This window comes from Mesorhizobium sp. M3A.F.Ca.ET.080.04.2.1 (assembly GCF_003952525.1).
Taxonomy (GTDB): Bacteria; Pseudomonadota; Alphaproteobacteria; order Rhizobiales; family Rhizobiaceae; genus Mesorhizobium.
On the sequence record NZ_CP034451.1, the window covers coordinates 3,593,520 to 3,616,375 of the forward strand.

Annotated in this window: 25 protein-coding genes and 1 pseudogene; 16 read left to right on the forward strand and 10 right to left on the reverse strand. The window is 63.6% G+C overall.

Annotated elements, in window-relative coordinates:
* Positions 1 to 8: 8 nt before the first annotated feature.
* Positions 9 to 464 carry a cyclic nucleotide-binding domain-containing protein gene (locus tag EJ074_RS17230; RefSeq protein ID WP_095804845.1) on the reverse strand — a complete coding sequence of 152 codons (456 nt, stop codon included), beginning with the start codon at positions 462 to 464 and terminating at the stop codon, positions 9 to 11.
* Positions 465 to 714: 250 nt separating this feature from the next.
* On the reverse strand, positions 715 to 1,398 hold the full coding sequence (locus tag EJ074_RS17235; protein WP_095804844.1) for a response regulator transcription factor: 684 nt from the start codon (positions 1,396 to 1,398) through the stop codon (positions 715 to 717).
* An 85-nt stretch (positions 1,399 to 1,483) separates the two neighbouring features.
* Here EJ074_RS17235 and EJ074_RS17240 point away from each other — a divergent pair, with 85 nt between their 5' ends.
* Positions 1,484 to 2,080, forward strand: a complete 597-nt coding sequence (locus tag EJ074_RS17240) for a L,D-transpeptidase (protein ID WP_095804843.1) — start codon at positions 1,484 to 1,486, stop codon at positions 2,078 to 2,080.
* A 91-nt stretch (positions 2,081 to 2,171) separates the two neighbouring features.
* Here EJ074_RS17240 and EJ074_RS17245 read toward each other — a convergent pair whose 3' ends face one another.
* On the reverse strand, positions 2,172 to 2,429 hold the full coding sequence (locus EJ074_RS17245; RefSeq protein WP_095804842.1) for a hypothetical protein: 258 nt from the start codon (positions 2,427 to 2,429) through the stop codon (positions 2,172 to 2,174).
* A gap of 130 nt (positions 2,430 to 2,559) precedes the next feature.
* On the opposite strand from EJ074_RS17245, the gene gcvA reads away from it, so the two are divergent.
* Positions 2,560 to 3,486 (forward strand): transcriptional regulator GcvA, encoded by a 927-nt coding sequence (gene gcvA, locus EJ074_RS17250; protein WP_095804841.1) that lies wholly within the window; start codon positions 2,560 to 2,562, stop codon positions 3,484 to 3,486.
* A gap of 36 nt (positions 3,487 to 3,522) precedes the next feature.
* On the opposite strand, the gene EJ074_RS17255 is transcribed toward gcvA, so the two are convergent.
* The 6 genes from EJ074_RS17255 to tsaD all read right to left on the reverse strand — a co-directional run bounded on the left by EJ074_RS17255 (position 3,523) and on the right by tsaD (position 7,631).
* Positions 3,523 to 3,948 (reverse strand): DUF1761 domain-containing protein, encoded by a 426-nt coding sequence (locus EJ074_RS17255; protein WP_095804840.1) that lies wholly within the window; start codon positions 3,946 to 3,948, stop codon positions 3,523 to 3,525.
* 95 nt (positions 3,949 to 4,043) lie between these two features.
* Positions 4,044 to 4,715 (reverse strand): methyltransferase, encoded by a 672-nt coding sequence (locus tag EJ074_RS17260; RefSeq protein WP_095804839.1) that lies wholly within the window; start codon positions 4,713 to 4,715, stop codon positions 4,044 to 4,046.
* Positions 4,712 to 5,137, reverse strand: coding sequence for an EVE domain-containing protein (locus EJ074_RS17265; RefSeq protein ID WP_095804838.1), 426 nt, complete (start codon positions 5,135 to 5,137; stop codon positions 4,712 to 4,714). The genes EJ074_RS17260 and EJ074_RS17265 overlap by 4 nt, the downstream gene beginning before the upstream one ends.
* 76 nt (positions 5,138 to 5,213) lie before the next feature.
* Positions 5,214 to 5,510, reverse strand: a complete 297-nt coding sequence (locus tag EJ074_RS17270) for a YciI-like protein (protein ID WP_095804837.1) — start codon at positions 5,508 to 5,510, stop codon at positions 5,214 to 5,216.
* Positions 5,511 to 5,529: 19 nt separating this feature from the next.
* The gene (locus tag EJ074_RS17275; protein ID WP_095804836.1) at positions 5,530 to 6,549 is read right to left on the reverse strand and encodes an NAD(P)H-dependent glycerol-3-phosphate dehydrogenase; all 1,020 of its coding nucleotides are present in this window, start codon (positions 6,547 to 6,549) and stop codon (positions 5,530 to 5,532) included.
* Positions 6,546 to 7,631 (reverse strand): tRNA (adenosine(37)-N6)-threonylcarbamoyltransferase complex transferase subunit TsaD, encoded by a 1,086-nt coding sequence (gene tsaD / locus EJ074_RS17280; RefSeq protein WP_176478333.1) that lies wholly within the window; start codon positions 7,629 to 7,631, stop codon positions 6,546 to 6,548. The genes EJ074_RS17275 and tsaD overlap by 4 nt, the downstream gene beginning before the upstream one ends.
* 210 nt (positions 7,632 to 7,841) lie before the next feature.
* Here tsaD and hemC point away from each other — a divergent pair, with 210 nt between their 5' ends.
* The 12 genes from hemC (at position 7,842) to EJ074_RS17340 (ending at position 21,218) form a co-directional block, all read left to right on the forward strand.
* Positions 7,842 to 8,768 carry a hydroxymethylbilane synthase gene (gene hemC / locus EJ074_RS17285; protein ID WP_129553622.1) on the forward strand — a complete coding sequence of 309 codons (927 nt, stop codon included), beginning with the start codon at positions 7,842 to 7,844 and terminating at the stop codon, positions 8,766 to 8,768.
* A 2-nt stretch (positions 8,769 to 8,770) separates the two neighbouring features.
* Positions 8,771 to 9,484 (forward strand): uroporphyrinogen-III synthase, encoded by a 714-nt coding sequence (locus tag EJ074_RS17290; protein ID WP_095804833.1) that lies wholly within the window; start codon positions 8,771 to 8,773, stop codon positions 9,482 to 9,484.
* 105 nt (positions 9,485 to 9,589) lie between these two features.
* Complete coding sequence (locus tag EJ074_RS17295) at positions 9,590 to 11,059, forward strand: mitofilin family membrane protein (protein WP_095804832.1); 1,470 nt, start codon at positions 9,590 to 9,592, stop codon at positions 11,057 to 11,059.
* A 10-nt stretch (positions 11,060 to 11,069) separates the two neighbouring features.
* On the forward strand, positions 11,070 to 12,635 hold the full coding sequence (locus EJ074_RS17300; RefSeq protein WP_095804831.1) for a heme biosynthesis protein HemY: 1,566 nt from the start codon (positions 11,070 to 11,072) through the stop codon (positions 12,633 to 12,635).
* A 36-nt stretch (positions 12,636 to 12,671) separates the two neighbouring features.
* Positions 12,672 to 13,154 (forward strand): TerB family tellurite resistance protein, encoded by a 483-nt coding sequence (locus tag EJ074_RS17305; protein ID WP_095804830.1) that lies wholly within the window; start codon positions 12,672 to 12,674, stop codon positions 13,152 to 13,154.
* Between the two features lie 17 nt (positions 13,155 to 13,171).
* Complete coding sequence (locus tag EJ074_RS17310; RefSeq protein WP_095804829.1) at positions 13,172 to 13,882, forward strand: glutamine amidotransferase; 711 nt, start codon at positions 13,172 to 13,174, stop codon at positions 13,880 to 13,882.
* 33 nt (positions 13,883 to 13,915) lie between these two features.
* Positions 13,916 to 14,128 (forward strand): hypothetical protein, encoded by a 213-nt coding sequence (locus EJ074_RS17315; protein ID WP_129553623.1) that lies wholly within the window; start codon positions 13,916 to 13,918, stop codon positions 14,126 to 14,128.
* Between the two features lie 36 nt (positions 14,129 to 14,164).
* Positions 14,165 to 17,326 (forward strand): AAA family ATPase, encoded by a 3,162-nt coding sequence (locus EJ074_RS17320; RefSeq protein WP_095804828.1) that lies wholly within the window; start codon positions 14,165 to 14,167, stop codon positions 17,324 to 17,326.
* Between the two features lie 23 nt (positions 17,327 to 17,349).
* Positions 17,350 to 18,504: a YcaO-like family protein gene (locus EJ074_RS17325; RefSeq protein WP_095804827.1), complete on the forward strand. Its 1,155-nt coding sequence runs from the start codon at positions 17,350 to 17,352 to the stop codon at positions 18,502 to 18,504.
* Between the two features lie 5 nt (positions 18,505 to 18,509).
* Positions 18,510 to 19,232, forward strand: a complete 723-nt coding sequence (locus tag EJ074_RS17330) for a TfuA-like protein (protein ID WP_095804826.1) — start codon at positions 18,510 to 18,512, stop codon at positions 19,230 to 19,232.
* Positions 19,233 to 19,311: 79 nt separating this feature from the next.
* The gene (locus tag EJ074_RS17335; RefSeq protein WP_165349954.1) at positions 19,312 to 20,493 is read left to right on the forward strand and encodes a hypothetical protein; all 1,182 of its coding nucleotides are present in this window, start codon (positions 19,312 to 19,314) and stop codon (positions 20,491 to 20,493) included.
* A gap of 32 nt (positions 20,494 to 20,525) precedes the next feature.
* The gene (locus tag EJ074_RS17340; protein WP_129553624.1) at positions 20,526 to 21,218 is read left to right on the forward strand and encodes a hypothetical protein; all 693 of its coding nucleotides are present in this window, start codon (positions 20,526 to 20,528) and stop codon (positions 21,216 to 21,218) included.
* A gap of 196 nt (positions 21,219 to 21,414) precedes the next feature.
* Here EJ074_RS17340 and EJ074_RS30235 read toward each other — a convergent pair.
* Positions 21,415 to 21,573, reverse strand: a pseudogene (locus tag EJ074_RS30235) (MFS transporter); the annotation flags it as partial.
* A 62-nt stretch (positions 21,574 to 21,635) separates the two neighbouring features.
* Between EJ074_RS30235 and EJ074_RS17350 the strand changes: the two are divergent.
* Both EJ074_RS17350 and EJ074_RS17355 read left to right on the forward strand, forming a co-directional pair.
* Positions 21,636 to 21,866, forward strand: a complete 231-nt coding sequence (locus tag EJ074_RS17350; RefSeq protein WP_095804823.1) for a hypothetical protein — start codon at positions 21,636 to 21,638, stop codon at positions 21,864 to 21,866.
* 313 nt (positions 21,867 to 22,179) lie between these two features.
* Positions 22,180 to 22,842 carry a hypothetical protein gene (locus tag EJ074_RS17355; protein ID WP_129553625.1) on the forward strand — a complete coding sequence of 221 codons (663 nt, stop codon included), beginning with the start codon at positions 22,180 to 22,182 and terminating at the stop codon, positions 22,840 to 22,842.
* Positions 22,843 to 22,856 lie beyond the last annotated feature (14 nt).

Consider the following 22,856-nt stretch of genomic DNA (forward strand, 5'->3'; position numbering starts at 1 on the left):
TCGCCATCCTACTCCGAAAAGCGCGGGCCGAGCTGCTCGATCCGGGCGATCATCTCTTGGAACTCTTCCAGGATGCGCTCGTGCAGCTGCATAGCCAGCTCCGGATACTCCTCCAGGATGCGGCGGAACATCTTGCGGCTGAGCCGGATCACTTCCGCATCCGTCGCGGCCGAGGCGCTGGTCACGCGCCTGGTGTCGGCGATCAAAGCGAGTTCACTGAGCACGGCGCCCGGACCCGCCATGCCGATGGGCACGCGCTCGCCGCCCAACTCGCGATAGAGCGCGATCTCGCCGCTGACCACGATATAGGCGGAATCGGCGTCGTCATCCTCGAGATAGAGCTTGCGGTCGGCCTGCAGGAAGGTGTTTTCCGCGCCGAAGGCGAGCAGGCGCAGCTGTTCCTGCGTGAAGCCCTGAAAGAGCTTCACGGCGGACAGGATGCGGATGTCGTCATCCAGCGCCATCCTAGCTGTGTCCCCGAGCGGTCAGTCCAGTCCCTCCTTTGGAGCGCCGCGCCTTTGCGGGCGCGCACGCTCCAACAGTTTCGATCACGCACCGTATGATGCGCCCGGCGAGCCGATCCATCTCCCTCCAGCATCAGGATCGTACCCGAAGCGGTTCCGCCCCGACCGCTCTATCCGTTTGGTTCGACGCAATTCCGGCCGGAAAACCGCTTTCACACTTTTCCTGGAATTGCTCTAGATCATGAAATGTTTAAGGAACCAGCTTGTAGCCGCCGCTTTCTGTCACAAGAATTTCGGCATTGGAAGGATCACGCTCAATCTTCTGGCGTAGCCGGTAGACATGGGTTTCCAGCGTGTGCGTGGTGACGCCGGAATTATAGCCCCACACTTCCTCCAGCAGCACGTCGCGCGTCACCACTTTCTGGTCGGCGCGATAGAGGTATTTGATGATCGAAGCCTCCTTTTCGGTCAGCCGCACCTTGGCGCCGCGCGGGTCGATCAGCAGCTTCTGGCTGGGCTTGAACGTATAGGGGCCGACCGAGAAGGTGGCGTCCTCGCTCTGCTCGTGCTGGCGCAGCTGTGCGCGGATGCGCGCCAACAGCACCGCGAAGCGGAAAGGCTTGGTCACATAATCGTTGGCGCCAGCCTCCAGCCCGAGGATGGTGTCGGAGTCGGTGTCGTGTCCGGTCAGCATGATGATGGGCGCCTTGTAGCCACCCTTGCGCAAGATCTTCACCGCCTCGCGGCCGTCCATATCGGGCAAGCCGACATCCATAATGAGCAGGTCGACGAGGCCGCCGCGCGCCGCAGCGACGCCCTTGGCGGCGGTGGCTTCCTGCTGAACGTCGAATTCCTCATAGAGGGCCAGTTGCTCGACGAGCGTGGCTCGCAGGTCGTCGTCGTCGTCAACGATCAGAATGGTACGTGATGTCATGGATCAATCCGTTGTTTTAAAAAGAATAATCAGTTGACCTCCCCCCCATTTATGCGGAAGCTCACCGGCGCAACAGCCGATCACAGTGATTTGTTCCGTGACACGATCATACAAGAAAAAACGCGCGCGCAATGAGGCGGACGCATTTTTGCCAAAAGGCCTGCGCGTGCTGGTTGTGCGGGCGAGACCCGGCAACCCTAGTCAGGGCTTCCTGCAGGCGGGCAACATGATTTTTCCCTGCGCGCTCGGGCGCGGCGGCATATCGGCCAACAAGCATGAGGGCGACGGCGCGACGCCGTTGGCCGCGATGCGCATTCTTTCAGGCTATTTCCGGAATGACCAATTTCCCGGCGGGCGCCGAACGAGGCTGCCGATGGCGCCGATCGGACCGGATCTCGGCTGGTGCGAGGTGCCGGACGACCGCAACTACAATCGACCGGTAAAGATCCCCTACGGTGCAAGCCACGAGCGGATGCGGCGTGCCGACCGCCTCTATGATGTGTGCCTGGTGCTGGACTGGAACATCGCGCCGCGCCGGCGCGGGCGCGGCAGTGCGATCTTCTTCCACCTGGCGCGTCCCGGCTTCACGCCGACGCAAGGTTGCGTGGGCGTGACGGCACGCACCATGGCAAGGCTGTTGCCATTGTTGTCGGACCGGACGGTGGTGAAGGTGGTGAGGTAGGGGAATAGGGGAATAGGGGAATAGGGGAATAGGGGAATAGGGGAATAGGGGGCGTGTTCATCTGCTGCCACATCCCTACTCCCCTACTCCCTTACTTCCTCCCCGGCTTCTGCCAACCGGTATCCAGCAATCCGATGCGACCGAGGTCGCGGTTCACCGCCTTCGCGACGTCCTGGCGCTCGACGCCGATGTCATGCAGCAGGCTCTCCGAGAGATCTTCGATGGATTCGGGACGACGCCCGGCGGCAACTCGCGCCTGACGCAGCCAATCAATCGTTGCGCGCAGCCACGCTGCGATGCCAGAGCGGGTTTTCAGGGCGGCGCGGGACTTCAGAACGAGGTCGGTCATGGCTTTATCCATATTCTCCGGGCGTCAAATCCGGTTTGATAGTGTTTCGATGCCGCAATCATGCGGGATTGAAAAACAAACGGGAAACGAGTAGTTCTTTTCTGATCATCAAGTTTTATTTGGAGATCGGATGTCTCGCCTGCTGCCCGGAACGCGAGCGCTGCGGACCTTCGAGGCAGCAGCTCGGCATCTCAATTTCACCCGCGCCGCCGACGAGCTCGGCCTGACCCCGGCGGCGGTCAGCCACCAGATCAAGGAGATTGAGGAGCAGCTCGAACTGGTGCTGTTCACGCGCACCAGCCGCACCATCCGGCTGACGGAGGCGGGCAATGTGCTTCACGAGGCGTCGATCGATGCGCTCGACCTGCTCAACCGCGCCGTCAGCCGCGCGCGCAAGATGACGCGGGGCACCTCGCTGCTGAAAGTGACGCTCGACGCACAGTTCGCGACAAAGTGGCTGATGCGGCGCGTCGACGATTTTCGCCGGCACAAGCCGAGCGTCGAGCTGCGCTTCGACATCACTTACGACATCAGGGACTTCGAGCGCGACGATGTCGATGCCGGCATTCGCTTTGGAGCCGGCAAGTATCCGGGGCTGTGCGCGCACCGGCTGTTCGATAACATCATCATTCCGGTGTGCAGCCCGGCGCTGCTTGCGTCAGGCCCGCCGCTCAAGGAGCCGCGCGATCTCTTCCACCATACGCTTGCGCATATCGAATGGTCGCAACAGGGCGTGACATGGCCGAACTGGCAGATGTGGATGCACGCGGCCGGGGTCGATGATTTCGACGACAGCCGAATCCTCGTCTTCAGATCGTCGACCGACGCCGCCCAGGCGGCGCTCGAAGGCAATGCCGTCGCCTTGGCCGACTTCGCGATGGTGGCCAACGACCTTTCCCAAGGCAGGCTGATCAGGCCTTTCGAGCTCGGCATCAAGGTGGCGCCGGAGTTCGCCTATTTCCTGGTTTACCCGCAAGAAGCCAAGGACGATGCGCGTATCGTCGCCTTCCGCGAATGGCTTCTGGACGAGGTGGCGAAAGAAGCGGACGTCGCGTAGCGATGCTCAACGGCCGCGCAGTCTCGCGACACAGCTTCAGCCTGTCGGGGCTGCCGGCGCGCCGAACCAGCCGATCACCACCCCGATGATCAGCAAGACGCCGAGCCAATGGCCGGCGTCGATCAGCGTCAGGTCCCAGCCGAAGCCCTGATAGCGGTGATTGACCGAAAGCGTGGTGGCGACGAAGCCCAGCCACAGGAGGAAACCGAAGATCACTCCGGCAACCGGGTTGGGCTCGCCGCCGGTGATGGCGCCGATCACCAGCGTCATGATCAAGGCCATGATCAACTCGGCGATGAAGCTTATGATGAACGGAGCGAACGAGCGCCTCATGGCGGCCGGATCGAGCTTCGCCGCTTTCAGCCACGGCTTGCTCAAACCCATGTACCAGGCGGCGCCGAACAGCCATGCTGCGACGGCGGCGACGATCACCGCCAGCCAGTTCACGGTTGAAAAATCCATGGTCCCCTCCGAACGCATGTCGCTCAAAGCTGGATTGCGGAGACAACGATGCGTGATATCGACTCGGCAGAGGGAATCCCTGTTCGCCGGCGGCGTCAAGCGGGAACGGCCGAACCCCATCGCCAGACGGTGGTGCGCTTGACTTCCGCGTCCTCCAGCACGCGCGTCACCGGCACCTGATAGACGGCAAGCGACTGCAATCCTGTCCTCGGCAGATAGGCGCGGCCGGGATCGCCGATGAGGATGTCGGCACCGCGCGCGGCCAAGCTCGCGAACCACGGCGTCAGCCGATCGGCGAAGGCCTTGTCGTAGAAGACGTCGCCGGCAAGTACGACATCCCAGTCGTCGTCCGCGCCGACGCAGTCGACGCCCAGGAATTTTGCCTCCAGTCCGTTGGCTTCGAGATTGATGGCAATCGCCGTCTCGCAGAAAGGATCGATATCGGCCGCGATGACTTGCCGCGCGCCGGCCTTCAGCGCAGCGATGGCGACCAGGCCTGAGCCGGAGGCGAAATCAAGCACGCGCTTGCCGCGGACTGTTGCCGGATGGTCGAGGACATAGCGGGCAAGGCCCTGGCCGCCGGCCCAGGCGAAGGCCCAGAAGGGCGGCGGCAGGCCGATCTCGGCCAGTTCCTCCTCAGTGCGCAGCCATAGATCATGCGCCTCATCAGCCAGGTTCAGCAGCACTTCCGGCACATGCGGCGGCGCCAGCAGCGCCGTGTTGTCGAGGATGAATTTCTTCGCGGTCTTGGGCGTGAGCCTCTTCACGGGGCCGGGTTGAGATCAGCCATGCGGCAGACCTCTTTCCATTCGTCCGGCGTCACCGGCTGCACGGAGAGCCGCCCAAGCCGGACCAGCGCCATCTCGGCAAGCTTCGGATTGGCCTTGACCTGTTCCAGCGTCACCGGCTTCGGCACGTCCTTGAAAGCGCGGATATCGACGCATTCCCAGCGCGGGTCGTCGGTCGTGCTGTCGGGATGCGCAAGCGCGCAGACCTCGGCGATGCCGACGATGTTGAGCCCCTCGTTGGAGTGATAGAAGAAGCCGAGATCGCCGATCTGCATGGCCTTCATGTTGTTGCGCGCGGCATAGTTGCGCACGCCGTCCCACTGCGTGCCGGCCTTGCCCTTGGCTTTCAGGGCCTCGAAGGAAAAGACCGAGGGTTCGGACTTGAACAGCCAGTAGTTCATCCCACTTTATCCCGTTGCCATTGCCGGATCGTCACGCACAGCGTTGCATCGTCTTATCCTTACCCTCGCGTCGTCCCTACGGGGAGACGGGCTTCTGGAAGACCCAGTTCCAGGCACGGATTTCGACGCTTTCGAAGAGGCCGGCCTTGGCATAGGGATCGGCGGCGGCCAAGGCTTGCGCGCCGGCCATGTCCGGGGCCTCGATCATCACAAGGCTGCCGTCGGGCTTGCCGTCGGCGTCGAGGAAAGGGCCGGCAAAGGCAAGCCTGCCTTCGCTGATCAGACCCTCCAGGAAGGCCGCGTGCGCCGGTCGCGTGTCGATACGCAGCTGCAGGCTGCCTGGCTTATCCTTGCAAATCAACGCAAACAGCATGTCTTCAAGCTCCGCTTGTTCAGATGTCGGTTTCGGTTTTGAGCGGTCGCGTCATCAGCGCGGTGACGGCCTGGTCGATGGTCACTTTGCCGTCGAGGATGGCGGCGACGGCGGAAATGATCGGAGCCTCGATCTGCCGCTCGGCGGCGATGCGGGCGGCGATGCCCGCCGTGGGCACGCCTTCGGCGAGCGGCAGGCCGGCAAGAGGCTTGCCCTGTCCGAGTGCCAGTCCATAGGCGAAGTTGCGCGATTGCGCCGAGGAGCAGGTGAGCAGCAGGTCGCCGAGACCGGAAAGGCCCATCAGCGTTTCCGCCTTCGCGCCGAAGGCGGCGCCGATGCGGCGCAGCTCGACGAAACCGCGTGTCACCATGGCGGCCTGGGCGCTGGCGCCGAGCCCGGCGCCGGTGACGGCGCCCGCTGCGATGGCGAAGACATTCTTCAGCGCGCCGCCGATCTCGACGCCAATCAGGTCTTCGCTGGAATAGCAGCGCAGGTTTTCGGCCGAAAAGCGCACGGCAAGCTGCGCCGCCAATTCTGCCTGGCGGGCGGCAACCACCACGGCCGTCGGCAGGCCGCGTGCGACGTCACTGGCAAAGCTCGGACCGGACAGCGCTGCGACGGGGTTCCCGGGCAGGCTCTCCTCGACGATCGCCGACAGCAGCGCGCCGGTGGCGCGTTCGATGCCCTTGGCGCAGAGCACCAGCGGCGCGCCTCCAGGAACGTGATCGCGTGCAGCGGCCAGCACCGCGCGCAGCGATTGCGCCGGGGTCACCGCCAGCACGCAATTGGCATTGTCCAGCGCGGTGGCAAGATCGGTCGTCGCGGCGATGCCGGGGTCGATCACGATGCCGGGCAGATAGCGCGGGTTCTCGCCGCGCCGAATCGCGGCGACGGTTTCCGCGTCGCGGGCGTAGAGCCGCACGTCATGGCCGGCGCGCAGCATGGCGAGCGCCAGCGCCGTGCCCCAGGCGCCGCCGCCCAGCACCGCAACGCGCCAGCCGCTGGCTTGCCTGTTGCCGCTCGTGGCCTTCTTGCTCATGCCTTGGCACCACGCCGGCCCGAGCCGACCAAAGGAGTTGAAATGCTGTCCAGCGGCCAGCGCGAGCGCGGCACGAAGTCGGCGGCATTGTCGCCGGCCATCCCGGCGCGCAGCCGCTCGATGCCGGCCCAGGCGATCATCGCCGCATTGTCAGTGCAGAGTTTTTGCGGTGGTGCGACAAAGGCGAAGCCGGCTTCCGAACAGAGCGTCTCCAGCGTCGCCTTGATCGTGCGGTTGGCGGCGACGCCGCCGGCGACGACCAGGGCCGGATTCTGCAAACCGGGAAATTCCTGGCCGAAGCGAGCAAGCGCCCGTGCGACACGATCGCCCAGCGCGTCCGCCACCGCCGCCTGGAAGGAGGCGCAGATGTCGGCGACATCCTGGTCGCTGAGCGGCGCGATCGCAGTTGCTGCCTGGCGCACGGCGGTCTTCAGCCCGGAGAAAGAGAAGTCCGGCTGCGCCGAGCCTTTCATCGGGCGTGGAAAGGCAAAGCGGCTGGCGTCGCCGGTGGCGGCCGTCTTCTCGACATTAGGCCCGCCTGGATAAGGCAGGCCGAGCATCTTGGCGGTCTTGTCGAATGCTTCGCCGAGCGCATCGTCGATGGTCGTCGCCCAACGCTGGTAGTCGCCGACGCCGCGCACCGCGACGATCTGGGTATGGCCGCCGGAGACGAGCAGCAGCAGGTAGGGGAACTCGAGCCCGTCGGTCAGTCGCGCTGTCAGCGCGTGGCCCTCCAGGTGATTGATGGCGATCAGCGGCTTGTTGGCGGCGGCGGCGATCGCCTTTGCCGTCATCAAGCCGACGATCAGCCCGCCGACGAGACCCGGCCCGGCGGTGGCGGCAATCGCATCGACCTCGTCGAGCGACACGGCCGAATCGGCAAGAGCTGCCTCGACGATGCCGTCCAGCGCCTCGACATGGGCACGCGCCGCGATTTCCGGCACGACGCCGCCGAAGGCGGCATGTTCCTCGATCTGGCTCAGCACGATGTTGGACAGAATTTCGGGCGCGGAGCCGCTGTCGAGCGCCACCACGCTGGCCGCCGTCTCGTCGCAACTCGTCTCAATGCCCAGAACGCGGATCAATTCGTCGCTGTCCTCGAAGATTGTGTCGCCGGAGGTCTATCGATATTCAGGTGATGCCGGCCTGCAAATGGCGGGTTCCTGGGCTTCCGGTGCTCACGTACTTCACGTACGCTCCGCTCCTGTTCCCAGAACCCTGCATTTTCGACCCGGCCTGACCTGAATCTCGGCAGACCTCAGTTTGCCGGGGGTTATCACGGACTGCGCGCCATGCAAACAACCTTGAAAATCGGAACCCGCGGCAGCCCGTTGGCGCTGGCCCAGGCGCATGAGACGCGAGCGCGGCTGATGGAGGCGCACGGCCTTCCGGAGCAGGCCTTCGAAGTGGTGGTCATATCGACGAGCGGCGACCGCATCCAGGACCGGCCGCTGTCGGAAGCCGGCGGCAAGGGGCTGTTCACCAAGGAGATCGAGGAGGCGCTGCTCGACCGCCGCATCGACATCGCCGTGCATTCGTCCAAGGACATGCCGACCGTGCTCCCCGAAGGGCTGGAGCTCTCCGCCTTCCTGCCGCGCGAGGATGCGCGCGACGCCTTCATCGGCAAGGCGGCGCAGCGGATCGCCGACCTGCCGCATGGCGCCAGGGTCGGCTCGTCCTCACTGAGGCGCCAGGCGCTCATCCGGCGCATGCGGCCCGATCTCGAGGTGGTGATGTTCCGCGGCAATGTGCAGACCAGATTGCGAAAGCTCGACGAAGGCGTCGCCGACGGCACCATCCTCGCCTATGCCGGGCTGAAGCGGCTCGGGCTCGACAATGTCATCACCGATCTGATGTCGCTGGAGGCATTTCCGCCGGCGCCGGGGCAGGGCGCGATCGGTATCGAAAGCCGGATCGGTGACAGCGCGGTGGATAGAATGCTGGCGGCTATACGCCATGCGCCGACCGGGCAGGCGCTGGCCTGCGAGCGTGCCTTCCTTGCCGCGCTCGACGGCTCCTGCCGCACGCCGATCGCCGGCCATGCCACCGTCTCGGGGGAAATGCTGACCTTCGCCGGGCTGATCATCTCGCCCGACGGCAGGGAATCGCATGATGTCAGGCTGGACGGCCAGGCGACGGCTGCGGCGGAAATTGGAGCGGAGGCCGCGCGGACAGTGCGCGCCAGGGCGGGCGCCAAATTCTTCGACGGCTGGGCCTGAGCATGGTCGGCGTCCTGGTGACGAGGCCGGAACCGGGCGCCTCGCGCACGGCGCGGCGGCTGGAAGCACAGGGATTTCAGCCGGTCCTGCTGCCTTTGACCACAACCAGGGCATTGCCGGTCGAGGCTGACGTCGTGCGCGGCGCCGCAGCGGTTGCCGTCACCAGCGCCAATGCGGTTCGCCACGCCCCGAAGGAACTGATCGCGGCGCTCGCAGCCCTGCCTTGCCATGCGGTCGGGAAAAGAACGGCCGAAGCCTGCCGGACGGCGGGATTTTCGTCTGTCAGCGAAGCGGCGGGCGACGCCGAGGCGCTGGCCGCCGCTATCGGCAGCGATCTTGCCGGCAAGGCGATCGTCTATCTGTGCGGCCGTGTTCGGTTTCCGGTCTTCGAGGAGCGGCTCGCCGCTGCCGGCGTGCAGGTCCATGCCATGGAGACGTATGACACGGCGCAATTGAGTTATACCGACGAAGAGATACAGGCGCGTCTTTCGGGCTGGTCGCCCGATATGGTGCTGCTCTATTCGGCAAATGCGGCTGCGGCATTGAGCCGTCTGGCGCGCCGGCCCGCTTTGCGCGGGGTTTTTGAAAAGGCAGCGTTTTTCGCGCTGTCCGCGCGCGTTGGCGGAGCATTGGACGGGATCGCCGAGGGCAGAATCCATATCGCGCCGCAGCCCGACGAGGACGCGCTGCTCAGGCTTTTGTCGCTTTCGCGCTAGGCCGCGTCATCACACCGCCCCTTTTCACCGCTGGGTGATGTGCTAGAGCATCCTTGAGCTCTAGATCCTTTGAACCATCCTCAAGCCAATTCGCGGAGCCCAAGCATGGTCAAGACGCCGAAGGTGCGACATTCGAAGAGCCGCCGCGAGCCGGTGACGATCGAGCTCGAGCCCGGCGCCGTATCGCGAATCAGCGACGAGGATGCCGCCAACTCCGGGCCTGATCTGGCGCGCACCGATGAGGCCAAGGCCGAAGAAGCCGCCGCCGCCTCGCAGCCGGAAGCTCCGGAAGAGCCCATGCATGCCGAGCAGGCCGACATCGAGCCGTGGGAACACGCCGATGCGGCGCGAGCCGGAAACACCGAGGCCGAGGCCAAGAGCAAGGACGAGGCGGATGCGCCCTATCCCGGCGGCTCCGACGCAGCCGAGAGCGAGGCGAAGCGGTCCGACTACGATTTCGAGGACGCGTCGACGGCCAAGACCAGCTCTGGCACCGCGGCGCCGAGGGCCAGTGAGCCACGGAGCGACGAGCGCATCGCCACGCCGCCCCGGCGCGGCGTCGGCACCATAGCTGCGGGGATTGTCGGTGGCGTCATTGCGCTGGCCGGGGCCGGCCTGCTGCAGGCGGTCGGCCTGCTCGGCGCGCCGGTTTCCGGCGGAGCCCCGCTCGACAGCGTCAATGGCGAGATCGCTTCGCTGAAAAGCGAGGTCGCGGCGCTGAAGCAAGCGGGCGACAGCGGCGCTTCCGCCAAGGTCGATGACCTGGCATCGGCATTGGAGCAGATGAAGTCGGATGTCGCGTCGCTCAAATCCTCGGCCGGACAGGGCAGCGACGGTACGGCGCTCAAGACGCTCAGCGACAAGGTCGGCCAGATCGATACGGCCGTTGCCGATTTGCAGAAGGCCGGCAACGCCGCCCCTGCCGATCTCGGACCGCTCAACGAGAAGATTGCCGGGCTCGATGCGCTGGTGAAGTCCGCCGGCGAGGCGGCCAAGGCCGAGGAAGGCCGGATCGCGGCGCTGGAGCAATCGGTGTCGCAGCTCTCGGGCAAGGTCGAGGCGCAGGCCTCGCAGCCGAAGATCGCGCTCGCCATCGCAGCCTCGGCGCTGAAGGCGGCACTCGATCGCGGCGCGCCATTCGCAACCGAGCTCGACACCTTCGCGGCCATCGCGCCCGATGCTCCCGAGATCGCGGCCCTGCGGTCCTATGCCGAGAAGGGCGTGCCGACCCGGGCCACGATCGCCTCGGAAGTCGATGCGGCCGCCAGCGCCATGGTCGAGGCGGCGACGCCGGTCGACCCGGATGCCGGCCTCTTCCAGAGCCTGGTGTCGAGCGCGAAATCGCTGGTCAAGGTGCGGCCGGTGGGCGCCGTCGAAGGCAAGGGCGTCCCCGAAACCGTGGCGCGGATCGAAGTCGCGGTGAACCAGGGCGACTACGCCAAGGCACTCAGCGAATACGATACCCTGCCGGACACGGCGAAGACGGCGGGCGCCGATTTTGCGAGCAAACTCAAGGCACGGCTCGAGGTCGAAAAGCAGCTCGATGCGCTGATTGCCGGCGCGATGAAGGCGTGAGGACCGATAGATGATTCGCATGCTCATCTTTCTCGCCGTCGTCTTCGCGCTCGGGCTTGGCTTTGCCTGGCTGGCCGATCGCCCGGGCGAGATGCTCATCACCTTCAACGGCTATAATTACACGGTCTCGCTGATGGTGGCGGCGGTGGCGATCGTCGCCGTCGTCGCCGCGGTGATGATCGTCTGGTGGCTGCTCAAATCGCTGTGGAACAGTCCCTACACGATCTCGCGCTATTTCCGGGTGCGACGCCGCGACCGCGGCTACCAGGCGCTGTCGACCGGCATGATCGCTGCCGGCGCCGGCGATGGGGCGCTGGCTCGGAAGAAGACCAAGGAAGCGGCCAAACTGATCCGATCCGATCAGGAGCCGCTGATCAACCTGCTCGACGCGCAGGCCTCGCTGCTCGAAGGCGACCATGAGGGCGCGCGCGAGAAGTTCGAGCGCATGCTCGACGATCCGGAGATGCGGCTGCTCGGGCTGCGCGGACTTTATCTCGAGGCCGAACGGCTGGGCGACCGCAACGCAGCGCGCCACTATGCCGGCCGCGCCGCTGCCGTGGCGCCGCAGCTCGCCTGGGCGGCGGAATCGACGCTCGAGGAGCTGACCGAGCGCGGCGACTGGGACGGCGCGCTGAAGCTGGTCGAGGCGCAGAAATCGACAAGGCAGATCGAGCGCGACGCGGCCAACCGGCGCCGCGCCGTGCTGCTCACCGCCAAGGCGCAGGCGCTCGTCGACAGCGATCCGAATGCCGCGAGGACTGCCGCCGTCGAAGCCAACAGGCTGGCGCCTGATTTCGTGCCCGCCGCGGTCATCGCGGCCAATCTGCTGCTCAAGCAGAACGACGTGCGCAAGGGCGCCAGGATCCTGGAGGCCGCCTGGAGGGCCGAGCCGCATCCGGACATCGCCGAGCTCTACACCCATGCAAGACCCGGCGACGCGGTGCTCGATCGCTTGAACCGGGCAAAGAAGCTGCAGGAGATGAAGCGGAACCATGCCGAGTCGTCGATGGCGGTGGCGCGCGCCGCGCTCGAGGCGCAGGACTTCGCCACCGCCCGGCGCGAGGCGGAGGCCGCGATCCGCATCGATCGCCGCGAGGGCGCCTATCTGCTGCTCGCCGACATCGAGGAGGCGGAGACCGGCGACCAGGGCAAGGTACGGCAGTTGCTGTCGAAGGCGGTGCGTGCGCCGCGCGATCCGGCCTGGGTTGCCGATGGGGTGGTTTCCGAACGCTGGGCGCCGGTGTCGCCGGTGACCGGCAAGCTCGACGCCTTCACCTGGCGCGCGCCGATGGAGCGGCTCGGGCAGCTGATCGACAGTCATGAGGACGCCGCGATGCCGGCGATTGCCGTTTCCGCGCCGTCCGTGCCGGTCGAGGAGCGGCCAATCGACCTTGCTCCGGACGAGAAACAGCCGGTCGCAACCTCGGCCGATGGCGAGAAGGACGTCACGGCGGCGCCGGAGGACGAAACCGAAGCCGTCGAACAGGCGTCCGAGCTGCCGCGGCTGCCGGACGACCCGGGTGTCACGCCCGAAGACGAAGCGGAAAAATCGCCGCGCCGGTTTCGTTTGTTTTGAGGTTCGGGCAACATCCGGCCGAAGGGAATGATCTAGATGTTCGAACGGGTGCTGTCGTTCCTGAGGGACCTGCCTGTTGCCGGCGGCGGGAGCAAGCCGAGCGCCGACGATCCGCGCGTGGCGGCCTCGGCCCTGCTCTACCATGTGATGAGTGCCGACGGCGTGCGCCAGGATGTCGAATGGGAAAAGTTCAAGACGGTGCTGGCCGAGACCTATTCGGTCAGCGGCGCGGAACTCGACGCGCTGGCGGCCGCGGGCGAGCGCGCCGACAACGAGGCGATCGACCTCTATGCTTTCACCAGCGTGCTCAAGCGGCATCTCGACGCCGATGCGCGCAAGGCTTTTGTCGGGCTGATGTGGGAAATCGTCTATGCCGACGGCGAACTGCATGAGCTTGAGGACAACACGGTCTGGCGTGTTGCCGAACTGATCGGTGTCGAGCGCCGCGATCGCATCGAGGCGAGGCAGCAGGCGGCAGCCGAGGCGCCGGGCGCGCGCGGCACATCGAGCGACGAATAAGCGGGCGCCCTCCCTCCATGCCACCTGCCCGGAGACCGAAAGTCCTGATCGTGCTGCATCAGGAGACCTCGAGTCCGGGCCGCGTCGGCCACATGCTTCTGGAAGAAGGTTTCGACCTCGACATCCGCCGGCCGCCGCTCGGCGACGAATTGCCCGGCACTCTGGACGGCCATGCCGGCGCGGTCGTCTTCGGCGGGCCGATGAGCGCCAATGACGGGGACGAGTTCGTTCGCCGCGAGACCGACTGGCTGAAAATCCCGCTCAAGGAAAATCGGCCCTTCCTCGGCATCTGCCTTGGCGCGCAGATGCTGGCCAATCATCTCGGCGGCAAGGTCGAGGGCCATGGCGAGGGCCTGGTCGAGATCGGCTGGTATCCGCTCAAGGCGACAGACGCCGGCAAGCAGCTGCTGCACTGGCCGGAGATGGTCTACCAGTTTCATCGCGAGGGCTTTTCGCTGCCGAAGGACGCGACGCTGCTCGCGACCGCCGAAACCTATCCCAACCAGGCTTTTCGCTATGGCGACAATGCCTGGGGCATCCAGTTTCACGGCGAGCTGACACGGCTGATGATGCAGCGCTGGGTGGTGCGCGGCGCGCATCGTTTCGAGCTGCCCGGCGCGCAGCCCGGCCGCGACCATCTCGGCGGCCGGCTGATCTGGGACATGCATCTGAAGCGCTGGCTGGGTGAATTTTTGGGCCTGATCTTTGGCAAGCCGGCGGTGGGATAGAGCCAAAGTCTGAACGGTCGGTTTTGACCGAAGATGGCTTACGTCTGCCGAGGCGTGCACGACCGCTTTGCGCCTTATCTCGGTCATCAAAGTCATCCCGACCGCCCACCAAAAGCGGTCACAGCTGGTGTCAACGCCAAGGAGAGTTTGCGCCGTGAGGATCTCTCTCATAACGATGTCAGCATCGGCTTTTTCCAGCCCTTGCCACCGATCAAGTGTTTTGTGGACAGCATCGCACTTTGCTAATATTGCCGTCACTGCACTCGGCGAGGAATTCGCAGCATGTCGGAGAGGAGTCCGGTCGCGTTGCCGGCGGCGCCGGTGGCAACAGGTTTTCTGGGCGGCAACGGCAACAATCCGTCCGAAGCCCGGCATGAGCGTCGAATCCTGACCGCGCTTTGCTACGACCTGGTCGGATCGACTGACCTTCTTGCTATCCTGGACATCGAAGAGTTCGAGGAACTGATATCAGCCTTCCAGCGGGCGACGAGACAGGCAGTCGCGTCATGCTCGGGTGCCGTCCAGGTTGAGGTCGGCGATGGCGGCGTTGCTTTGTTTCCTGCCGAAATAGACGCCAAGGACGCGGCATCGCTGGCGATCCGGGCAGGGCTCGAAATCATCGACGCCTGCAGGCACGTCGGCTCGGACAAAGGCCGCGCCGATTTGCATGTCCGAGTCGGAATCGCGACATCGATGACCCTGATCCACAAGGGTGACGCCGATACCGGTCACGACAATGTCACCGGGCCGGCCTTCGCGATGGCCACGCGGCTCCAGGCCATCGCGCAGCCGGACACGGTGGTGGTCTCGGACGCGACGCGCAACCTGGCGCGACGGTCGCATGTGTTCAGCTTTAGGGGCGCCCATGCGATCAAGGGGTTTGCCGAGCCGGAGCTGGTCTGGCGCGCGCTCAGTCACAAGCGCGAGGTCGACCGCTTCTTCGCCTTCGGGCGGCTGAGCAGTCCGCTCATCGATCGCGAGGCCGAGCTCGCCACGATCGCCGAAGCATGGGACAGCGCCATTGCGGGAAACGGCGGCGTGGTGGTGATCGAGGGCGAGGCGGGGATCGGCAAGTCGCGCATTCTTCACGAAGTGCGCCGGCGCACGCGTCACCAGCGCGCGAAACTGCTGTTCTTCCAGTGCACGCCCGCCGGCTCGCGCTCGGCGCTGCATCCGCTGCTGCAGAACGTACGCGGCGATCTCGCCGGCAACGAAGGCCAGCTGAGCGCTGCCGCCGTGGCGGAAGCATTCCGCGATAATGACGTCCGCGATCCTGAAATCATCGATATCTTTTCGTTCCTGCTCGGCGCAGCGGGAGCCGATCCGATGCTCAAGGAGATCGACGCCGAGGCGATGCGCGCGAAAGCCAATTGGGCGGTTCGCCACGCGCTCGAAGCCCTGTGCGCCAGCGGGCCGATTATCCTGGTGGTCGAGGACATCCATTGGATCGATCTGACGTCGAGACAATTGTTGGCTGAACTCGCACAGGCGGCCCGTCACTTCCGGGCGCTTGTCATCGCGACCACGCGCCCTGAATCCGGGAGCTGGCTGGCAGCATCGAATCCAAGGCATATCTCGCTAAATCCGCTCAATCGCGAGCAAACGCGGCTGGCGATCGCGGCCATGTGGCCGCAAGGCAAGCCGTCAACTTCCTCGGAATTGCTCGACGTGGTGGAACGCGTGACCGGAGGCGTCCCGCTGTTCATCGAAGAAATCTGCCAGTGGATGACCGAGAACGCGGCCTCAGCAACGGATCGGCTGGCGCAGACCGAGACGCGCAGTCATGCCTCGGTGTTCGAAAGCGTGATCGAGGCCAGGCTCGAAACCCTGGGGCCGGCACGCGAAGTCGCGCGCGCTGCGGCCGTCGCGGGCAATCGCTTCAATCAGGAATTGCTGCACGCGCTGTTGCCGGAGCTCGACGACGAAATCATCGCAAACGCGCTGGATTTGCTGAGTGAGGCCGGGTTCCTGATCCGTGTGCGGCCTTCCGGCGCTCCGGTCTACGGCGTGCGCCATGCGCTTATCCAGGAGACGATCTACAACGCAACGCTGCGCAAGAGACGGCAGGCCTTGCATCGCCGCCTGTTTGCCGCGGTGAGCCGCAATCGAAACCTGGCCGGGTGGCTGGGCACCGCCGAGGTCGCCGAGCATGCAGAGCGCGCAGGCCTTCTGGAGGACGCGATCGCTCAGTTCGTGATCGCAGGCACGGAAAGCTCGTCCCGCTCGGCGATGGCGGAAGCGAGGCAGATACTAGAGCATGCATTGGCGCTCTGCGGGCGCGTTGCGGCAGCCGACACGCGAGACGCGCTGCGGCTATCGGCAATGATCGTGCTCGGTCCCATCCTGACCGCTGTCGAAGGTCCGAACTCGGCGCCCGCCCGCAAATTATACGAGGACGGCGTGGTGATCGCCCGGCGGCGGCCGGTGGCCGAGCGGGCCAAGTGGTTCCCGATCTACTGGGGCTGGTGGTTTACGGATACCGTCATGGACGGCGAGCGCGCGGAGGTCGTGCTCAGCGATCTCAGGGATGTCGAGGATGCCGAAGTGCAACTCCAGGCCAGGCATTGCGTGTGGGCAATCGACTTCAATCTTGGCCGCCACGACCGCTGCATCGCGGCCGTCGACGCCGGACTGTCGCTCTATGAGCACGGCCAGGGCAAAGCCCATGCTGCGTTGTTCGGCGGGCATGATGCGAGGGTCTGCGGGCTCGCCCACCGCGCCTTGTCAATGTGGTTCGTCGGAAAGCCGGCAAGCGCGCTCCATTCGATGTCGGAAGCTAGGAGCTGGGCGCAGCAAACCGGACATGCCAGCAGCATAGCGCATGCCTACCTCAACGAGGCGATGCTGCATTGCTATCGCCGCGATTTTTCGATGCTGCGAAGCGTGATAGCGGATCTGCGCCACTTGACCGGGCGTCATCATATGCCCGCCCTCGCCGCCGCAGTGCAGATCTTCGAAGGCTGGTGCGACGGCAACGCCGGCCAGGTCGAGGGCGGCAGGGATAAAATGCGGCAGGGCCTCGGCCTCCATGGGGAGTTCCAGACGCCTGAGGACGAACCGGTCTATTGCGGCATGCTGGCGGAGCTTTTGACAAGAACTGCCGAGGTCGATGAGGCGCTCGCTCTGCTGGACTCGGCCGTGGCGCAGGCCAAGGCCGGCGGCAGCCGCTTCTGGCTGGCAGAACTCTACAGGCGAAGAGCGGAGCTACTCCTTCTCCAGGGCGATGCGAACGCGAACGTAGTCGCTGCCCTCGAAAAGAGCATCGCCATAGCCGCGGAGCAAGGCGCCGTGCCTTTCCTCGTCAGTACATACGAAAGCCTTCAATCATCAGGCCTGTCACCTGAACTGTCGTCACGCTATCGCGATCGGGTCGAACGTGCGAAATCCGCTCTCGAGCCGGGCGCCTCGCTGATCGTCAATCCCGAACCGGCTGTTCGGCGCTAGCTGACCCTGCAAGAGCATCCGCTATGCTGGAGCGATACAAACGCCTCGGTCCGCCGCCCGACGAGGCGCTGGCGAGGCTGATGAAGATGCGCGGAGGCCTTGGCATTACGCGGATCGCCGACATTACCGGACTCGACCAACTCGGGATCCCGGTCGTGCAGGTGACAAGACCTTTCTCGCTCTCCAACGCGGTCGCGCAAGGCAAGGGCGCCACGCTGGCGCAAGCCGCGATATCGGCCATGCTGGAATCGGCCGAGACCTTCTTTGCAGAGCAGGTGGCGAATTTCGACATAGTCGTCGGCTCCGCCGATCAATTGCGCATCCCGCCCGGTCGTTTCGAAAGGCATCTCCAGGGGGGCGCCGCGCCCGGATGGCGCGGTAGGGACACGGCGTGGGTAGCCGCGGATAATCTTCTTACCGGCAGCCGCGACCTGGTCCCGTTCGAGCTCGCGCACACCGCGTATGTGTTGCCGTCCCTGCCCCACGACGGCATTTTCGCGGCATCGACGAGCGGTTTGGCGGCAGGCTTCGAGGAGCCGGATGCCATCGTTCATGGCATGCTTGAATGCATCGAACGCGATGCGATCGCCACGGCATACCGGACCCACGGTTTTTTCCACCGTCAACGCATCGATCCCGAGACGATCGATGATCCGTCGCTCCGCGATCTCCTGGAAACTTTGGCGGCCAAGAACGTGCTGGTCGGCCTTTGGCAGGCTTTGTCGCCGTTGGGCATCCCGGTGGTGTGGTGTCATCTGCTGGAAGACGAACCGACGGAAACCGTCCATTTGGATCATCCGGCTGATGGCTCGGCTGCGGGTTTCAGTTTTGCCGGCGCGGCGGCGCACGCCATCTACGAAGCGGCCCAGGCCCGTCTAGCGGCGATCTCGGGCGCACGCGATGACCTGACACGCGCGTCCTATCCGAAATACCCCGATCGGCAGATGATCGCAGCGCATCGCCGGCTCCTCCGCGATGGACCGCGCAGCGTGGATTTGCGCGCGGTGACCGAGCAGAGGTTCAACACGGCGTCGGACGGGCTGTCGGTCCTCTTGGCAATTCTCGAAGAGAGAGGGTTCGATGCGGTTCACCTGGTCCGGGTGCGAACGCGACCGTTCGATGCCCTGTCGGTTGTCAGGATCGTCATTCCTGCCTTGCAGCCGCTTTTGCAGGGGTAGAGATTATGCGCCCGAAACTCGTCTTCACCGGCCCTACCGTGTCCCATGCCGACGCATTGAAGGTCGTCGATGCGGTATGCCTTCCGCCCGCCGTGCAAGGCTCGATCGTTTCGGCCGTGCAGCATTTCGACCCGAGTGCGATCCTTATCATAGACGGCGGTTTTCAGGCTGAGCCGGCGGTTCGGCACAAGGAAATCCTGTGGGCTCTCAGCCGCGGCATCCATGTCGTCGGCGCGGCCAGCATGGGTGCCCTTCGAGCAGCCGAGCTGTTCCCCCATATGCAAGGCGTCGGGCTTATCTACCGATGGTATCGTCGCTTCGCCTTTGCACCCGACGACGCAGTAGCGGTATTGCATGGACCGGCCGAGGTGAATTTCGCTCAATTGACGCATGCGCTGATTGACCTGCGCCGGACCCTTCGCGCCGCTTGCCGGCGCGGCGTGATTTCACCCGAACAGCAGGCGAGGCTCGAGAGTGCGGCACAGGCCTTCAACTTTCGCGAACGCACCCTGGCACGGATGGTCCGGGATGCGCACGACGACAAGGACGACGTCGGGAGATTGTGCAGGGAGCTCGGCGCGGCTTTCGTCCAGCAAAAAAAGCAAGATGCCCTGCGGGCACTCGAACTTTTGCGGGACCAAGCATTTGAAAAAGCACACCCCATGCCGGAATTGCAGCTAACCTCCGCCTTTTCCAAGGATATGGACGATGCGGGGCTGGCGCTCTAGGCCGTGACCTCTTGGCGGCCGGCGATTTACGCAACGTAAGCGCCGTGATAGCGTGCTAGCGTCAGAGGGGGCCAAGCAATTGGACGCGGTCGATCGTGTCGTTGCGCAAGATCGGTTTCTGGGAACGCGGTTCCTAGTCTACCCGCAGGTCCCTCATCTTTCGGGTTACGGAACACCCGAAACAGTATGGATTTCAACTCCACCCGATCTGATCCGCTCCGGCCCGGAAGATCACCGCATCTACGTTCGCGATCCGCTCCTCGACAAGGAGCCTTACGACTACCCTTATCTGCCACCGTTTGTCGGGGAAATCTTTCCGCCTGCAGAGGCTGGCTTTGACGGCCATTTCGATCAGCTTTCCCTAACCTCGCGACAGTTCCTTTCTGCGCACGCTTTCGCCTCGGTCAGCCGCGTGCTGGACATCTGGGAAAGCTACCTCGGCAAACCGATTGTCTGGTATTTTGCCGAGACGTACGAGCGGCTCGAAATCATCCCCTTCGTCGACTGGGAGAACGCGCAATCGGGCTATGGCTATCTGGAACTCGGCCGAGAGCGCGGCATCGACGGAGGCAAGTATCCCTATGCGCTCAACTTTGATGTGATCGCACATGAGGTCGGCCACGCAATCTTGTTTTCGTTGTTCGGGACACCAGCCGGCGCCCTGACTCAAGGCGATTTCGGACCGTTCCACGAAGCCTGCTCGGATCTGGTCTCGCTCTTGTCCTTCCTGAATTTCGACAGCGGCATGGACCGGCTGCTGCGGCACTGCGACGGCAACCTGCTTGTTCTCAATGAATTGAACCGGATTGCCGAATTGACTGGCGATCGGCAGATCCGCCTCGCCAGCAACGCACGCCGTATGTCGGAGGTGACGGCGGAAATCCATGACAGGTCACGGCCGTTCACGGGAGCTGTGTTCGACACGATCGTCGACATCTACCACGCGGCATTGGTGCACGAGGGCTTGGCCGACGAGCGGCTGCTGGGGATCGATATCAAGGGTCTCGACCAATCCGACATGCAGCGCATCTCGGATTTCACGTCCCGCGCCTTCCACGCTCGGCCCTTCATGTTCAAGAGCATGCTGATCAGAGCAAGGGACGAGGTGGCTCTCGCACTTGCTCAGGCATGGCCACGCCTCGATGCGGATGACCTGTCGTTCGAAAAGGCCGCGGCGTTGGTGGTGGACGCCAGCGATCGCGTCGCGCCGATGCTCGCGGAAAAATTCGATGAGAACTTCAGCTGGCGGGAGATCTTGTGAACTGAAGGATGCAGCAAAAAGGAGCGAGGAACATGAGCGACGACTATCACCGACCGACACTAACGTTTCCATCAGGCGCTTACAACGCAACACAGGTCAGGCTCTATGGCTTGGGGGCGGAAATTGGACTCAGCGTGCCCGGTGCGCCAGCACCCTTTGGGGACACCGGCATGTATGTCGAAACCGCGCCTGGGGCATCCATCACTGACGAGCAACGTGTCAACGCACTTGACGTGTTGGAGAAATATAACAGCAACAAAGGCCGCCAAGATATATTAAATGGAATTATTCCATTCCCAGAAATACCAATCAGAGTCTCTTATCATTTCAAGATCGACCTGAAGAATTTTGGAACTGCGATCCTTTCCACGGTAGGAAGTACATTCATGCTCGGATCATCTCCAGAACAGAAAACATCGTGCGGAATAATTGTCGGTTATGCCTATGAGGGACATACCTACGATTTGCCAAAGCCCAAGATAATGATCATCCCGGCGTTTCCGGAGCCCAAGATACCAGCGGACGATTCGGAATTTGACGCGAAGGAACCTGAAGGCTACGCGGTTTGGCTCGTTGATAAGCTCGACGAATGTGTGGAGTTGGAGATGAACCAAGGCTTTGTCGAACAGATCGTCCTCGAGGCGAACCTTCCAGGCAAACGTTCACCGACGATGTACGCATCCAAGATGACGATCGGACACCGTGGCGGAAAGCTGAACGACTAGTCTCTCATGTTCCCTGTCAGGGTTGAAGGCATGAAGGCTCGCCTGCTTTGCAGGTTTGCCATGCAACGACTGTGTCCGCTTTCCTAATGCTGCCGCCCGAAACCGGACAGGCAGGAGGCGGCCCCATGTCAGCCGTTGTCGGCGCAAGCTGACTAGGCCTGAGTGTCGGATCCCTGCGGCTTGATCGGGCGCTCATTCATTTCCGGCTGTTCAGATGCCGCCCCCGCCGTTGCGCCGGGGATAGATGGACCCACAATCCTGCGAGCGCTACGGCGCCGAAGCCGCCGACCACCACGGCAGGAATAGTGCCGATGAGCGCAGCCAACGTGCCGGCTCAGAATTCACCGACCTCGTTCGGTATCGACGGAACCGCAATCTGTGCTAAGGGGCCGCCCAATCAACCAAAGGACGACAGCTGTGAGCGAACTGACCGTGGCCGAGGCGATCGAAAATATCTACGCCTCACTCCGAGCGGACAATGCCGACATCGATGCCCATATCGCGACACTCAAGGCAGCGCTGGCACGAGAGGGGAAAAAGCAGGCGGTGTTCGATCCGACCAAGTTGGCGCAGAACAATCGCGCCGGGCGCAAATTGATGCAGGCCTATTTTCGGCAGCGGGGCGTCAGCGTGAGTTTTTCGGAGTAGATCTGCTCGCGCCTCTAACTCGTTCATCGACGGTGCAGCTTGATTGGCCGAGGCGCGAACGACAGGGGTCTGCGCCTCACATCGATCATTCCGGAGGTCGGTCCGCTCTCAGAAACCAGACATCGGCGGGGTTGAGCCGCACCCCTTTCGCGCGAGCAGGCGTTGTTCCCACTCGATCACCTCGAATTGCCTGCCATGAAAAGAAATGGGTAAGTTCGAACCTCCCTGTTTCGCCCCTACATTGTTTTGAGATCAGTCCTTCACTAGGTTTGCTGCATCGTAGAATGGCTACGTTCACGGGAAGGGCCTCGAAGTGCGTCTCATCCTTTTGTTGTCGTTTCTCACTTCTCTAGCATCGTCGACCCTTCTGGCAAAAGAGGTCTATCACAACGTGGCCAGCCGTGATTCGTTGATTCGCGCCAACATACTCGGCAGCATGATGAACGCGCTGACGCTACACAAAGAATTTGACGACAAATGCAATTTGGTTCCACTGATAGATATTAAGGCATTTGAAAATTACTACAAAAATCTGACTTGGAGCCTTAGCCCTTCAGATCTCGCTCTGGTACAAAAAACCTACCTCGACGCTCAAAGCACCTGGAGAGCTAAAGACGGTGGGATACCTGGAATAGAGTGTGATGACCTTAGCGCCGAAATTCTAGATTTCGATATTGGAACTCCGAATCCCCGCCAAGAGATGCTAAGTCTACTCAATGCGACGCCGCGTGGCAGTTCACAATACAGAATCTACGCAGCAGCGGTGGCATGGGGTGGATATCTCGGGGCTTCCATAACCTGTCCAGACTACTCTGTCAGTTCGGTCGCCGTGAATAAGATCCAAGAAAGCAATAGGGACGAGTTTCGGGTTCCGTACCTATTGGCTAGGCTGGCCGCCGCCAAAGCACCGCCTAGTTGTCGAGATATAGCGCCTTTCGCACGGGATGGCGGGGTCTACCGCGCCAGAAGCAAGTGAGAAGAACTGCGCTT

Excerpts from the sequence above, each read along its gene's own strand:
- EJ074_RS17275 (WP_095804836.1), bottom strand. The coding sequence starts at position 6,549 with ATGAGCAAGAAGGCCACGAGCGGCAACAGGCAAGCCAGCGGCTGGCGC.
- EJ074_RS17300 (WP_095804831.1), top strand. The coding sequence starts at position 11,070 with ATGATTCGCATGCTCATCTTTCTCGCCGTCGTCTTCGCGCTCGGGCTT.
- EJ074_RS17315 (WP_129553623.1), top strand. The coding sequence starts at position 13,916 with ATGGCTTACGTCTGCCGAGGCGTGCACGACCGCTTTGCGCCTTATCTC.
- EJ074_RS17295 (WP_095804832.1), top strand. The coding sequence starts at position 9,590 with ATGGTCAAGACGCCGAAGGTGCGACATTCGAAGAGCCGCCGCGAGCCG.
- EJ074_RS17325 (WP_095804827.1), top strand. The coding sequence starts at position 17,350 with ATGCTGGAGCGATACAAACGCCTCGGTCCGCCGCCCGACGAGGCGCTG.
- EJ074_RS17235 (WP_095804844.1), bottom strand. The coding sequence starts at position 1,398 with ATGACATCACGTACCATTCTGATCGTTGACGACGACGACGACCTGCGA.
- hemC (WP_129553622.1), top strand. The coding sequence starts at position 7,842 with ATGCAAACAACCTTGAAAATCGGAACCCGCGGCAGCCCGTTGGCGCTG.
- EJ074_RS17230 (WP_095804845.1), bottom strand. The coding sequence starts at position 464 with ATGGCGCTGGATGACGACATCCGCATCCTGTCCGCCGTGAAGCTCTTT.
- EJ074_RS17305 (WP_095804830.1), top strand. The coding sequence starts at position 12,672 with ATGTTCGAACGGGTGCTGTCGTTCCTGAGGGACCTGCCTGTTGCCGGC.
- EJ074_RS17265 (WP_095804838.1), bottom strand. The coding sequence starts at position 5,137 with ATGAACTACTGGCTGTTCAAGTCCGAACCCTCGGTCTTTTCCTTCGAG.
- EJ074_RS17270 (WP_095804837.1), bottom strand. The coding sequence starts at position 5,510 with ATGCTGTTTGCGTTGATTTGCAAGGATAAGCCAGGCAGCCTGCAGCTG.
- EJ074_RS17330 (WP_095804826.1), top strand. The coding sequence starts at position 18,510 with ATGCGCCCGAAACTCGTCTTCACCGGCCCTACCGTGTCCCATGCCGAC.
- EJ074_RS17245 (WP_095804842.1), bottom strand. The coding sequence starts at position 2,429 with ATGACCGACCTCGTTCTGAAGTCCCGCGCCGCCCTGAAAACCCGCTCT.
- EJ074_RS17255 (WP_095804840.1), bottom strand. The coding sequence starts at position 3,948 with ATGGATTTTTCAACCGTGAACTGGCTGGCGGTGATCGTCGCCGCCGTC.
- EJ074_RS17310 (WP_095804829.1), top strand. The coding sequence starts at position 13,172 with ATGCCACCTGCCCGGAGACCGAAAGTCCTGATCGTGCTGCATCAGGAG.
- EJ074_RS17320 (WP_095804828.1), top strand. The coding sequence starts at position 14,165 with ATGTCGGAGAGGAGTCCGGTCGCGTTGCCGGCGGCGCCGGTGGCAACA.
- gcvA (WP_095804841.1), top strand. The coding sequence starts at position 2,560 with ATGTCTCGCCTGCTGCCCGGAACGCGAGCGCTGCGGACCTTCGAGGCA.
- EJ074_RS17290 (WP_095804833.1), top strand. The coding sequence starts at position 8,771 with ATGGTCGGCGTCCTGGTGACGAGGCCGGAACCGGGCGCCTCGCGCACG.
- EJ074_RS17340 (WP_129553624.1), top strand. The coding sequence starts at position 20,526 with ATGAGCGACGACTATCACCGACCGACACTAACGTTTCCATCAGGCGCT.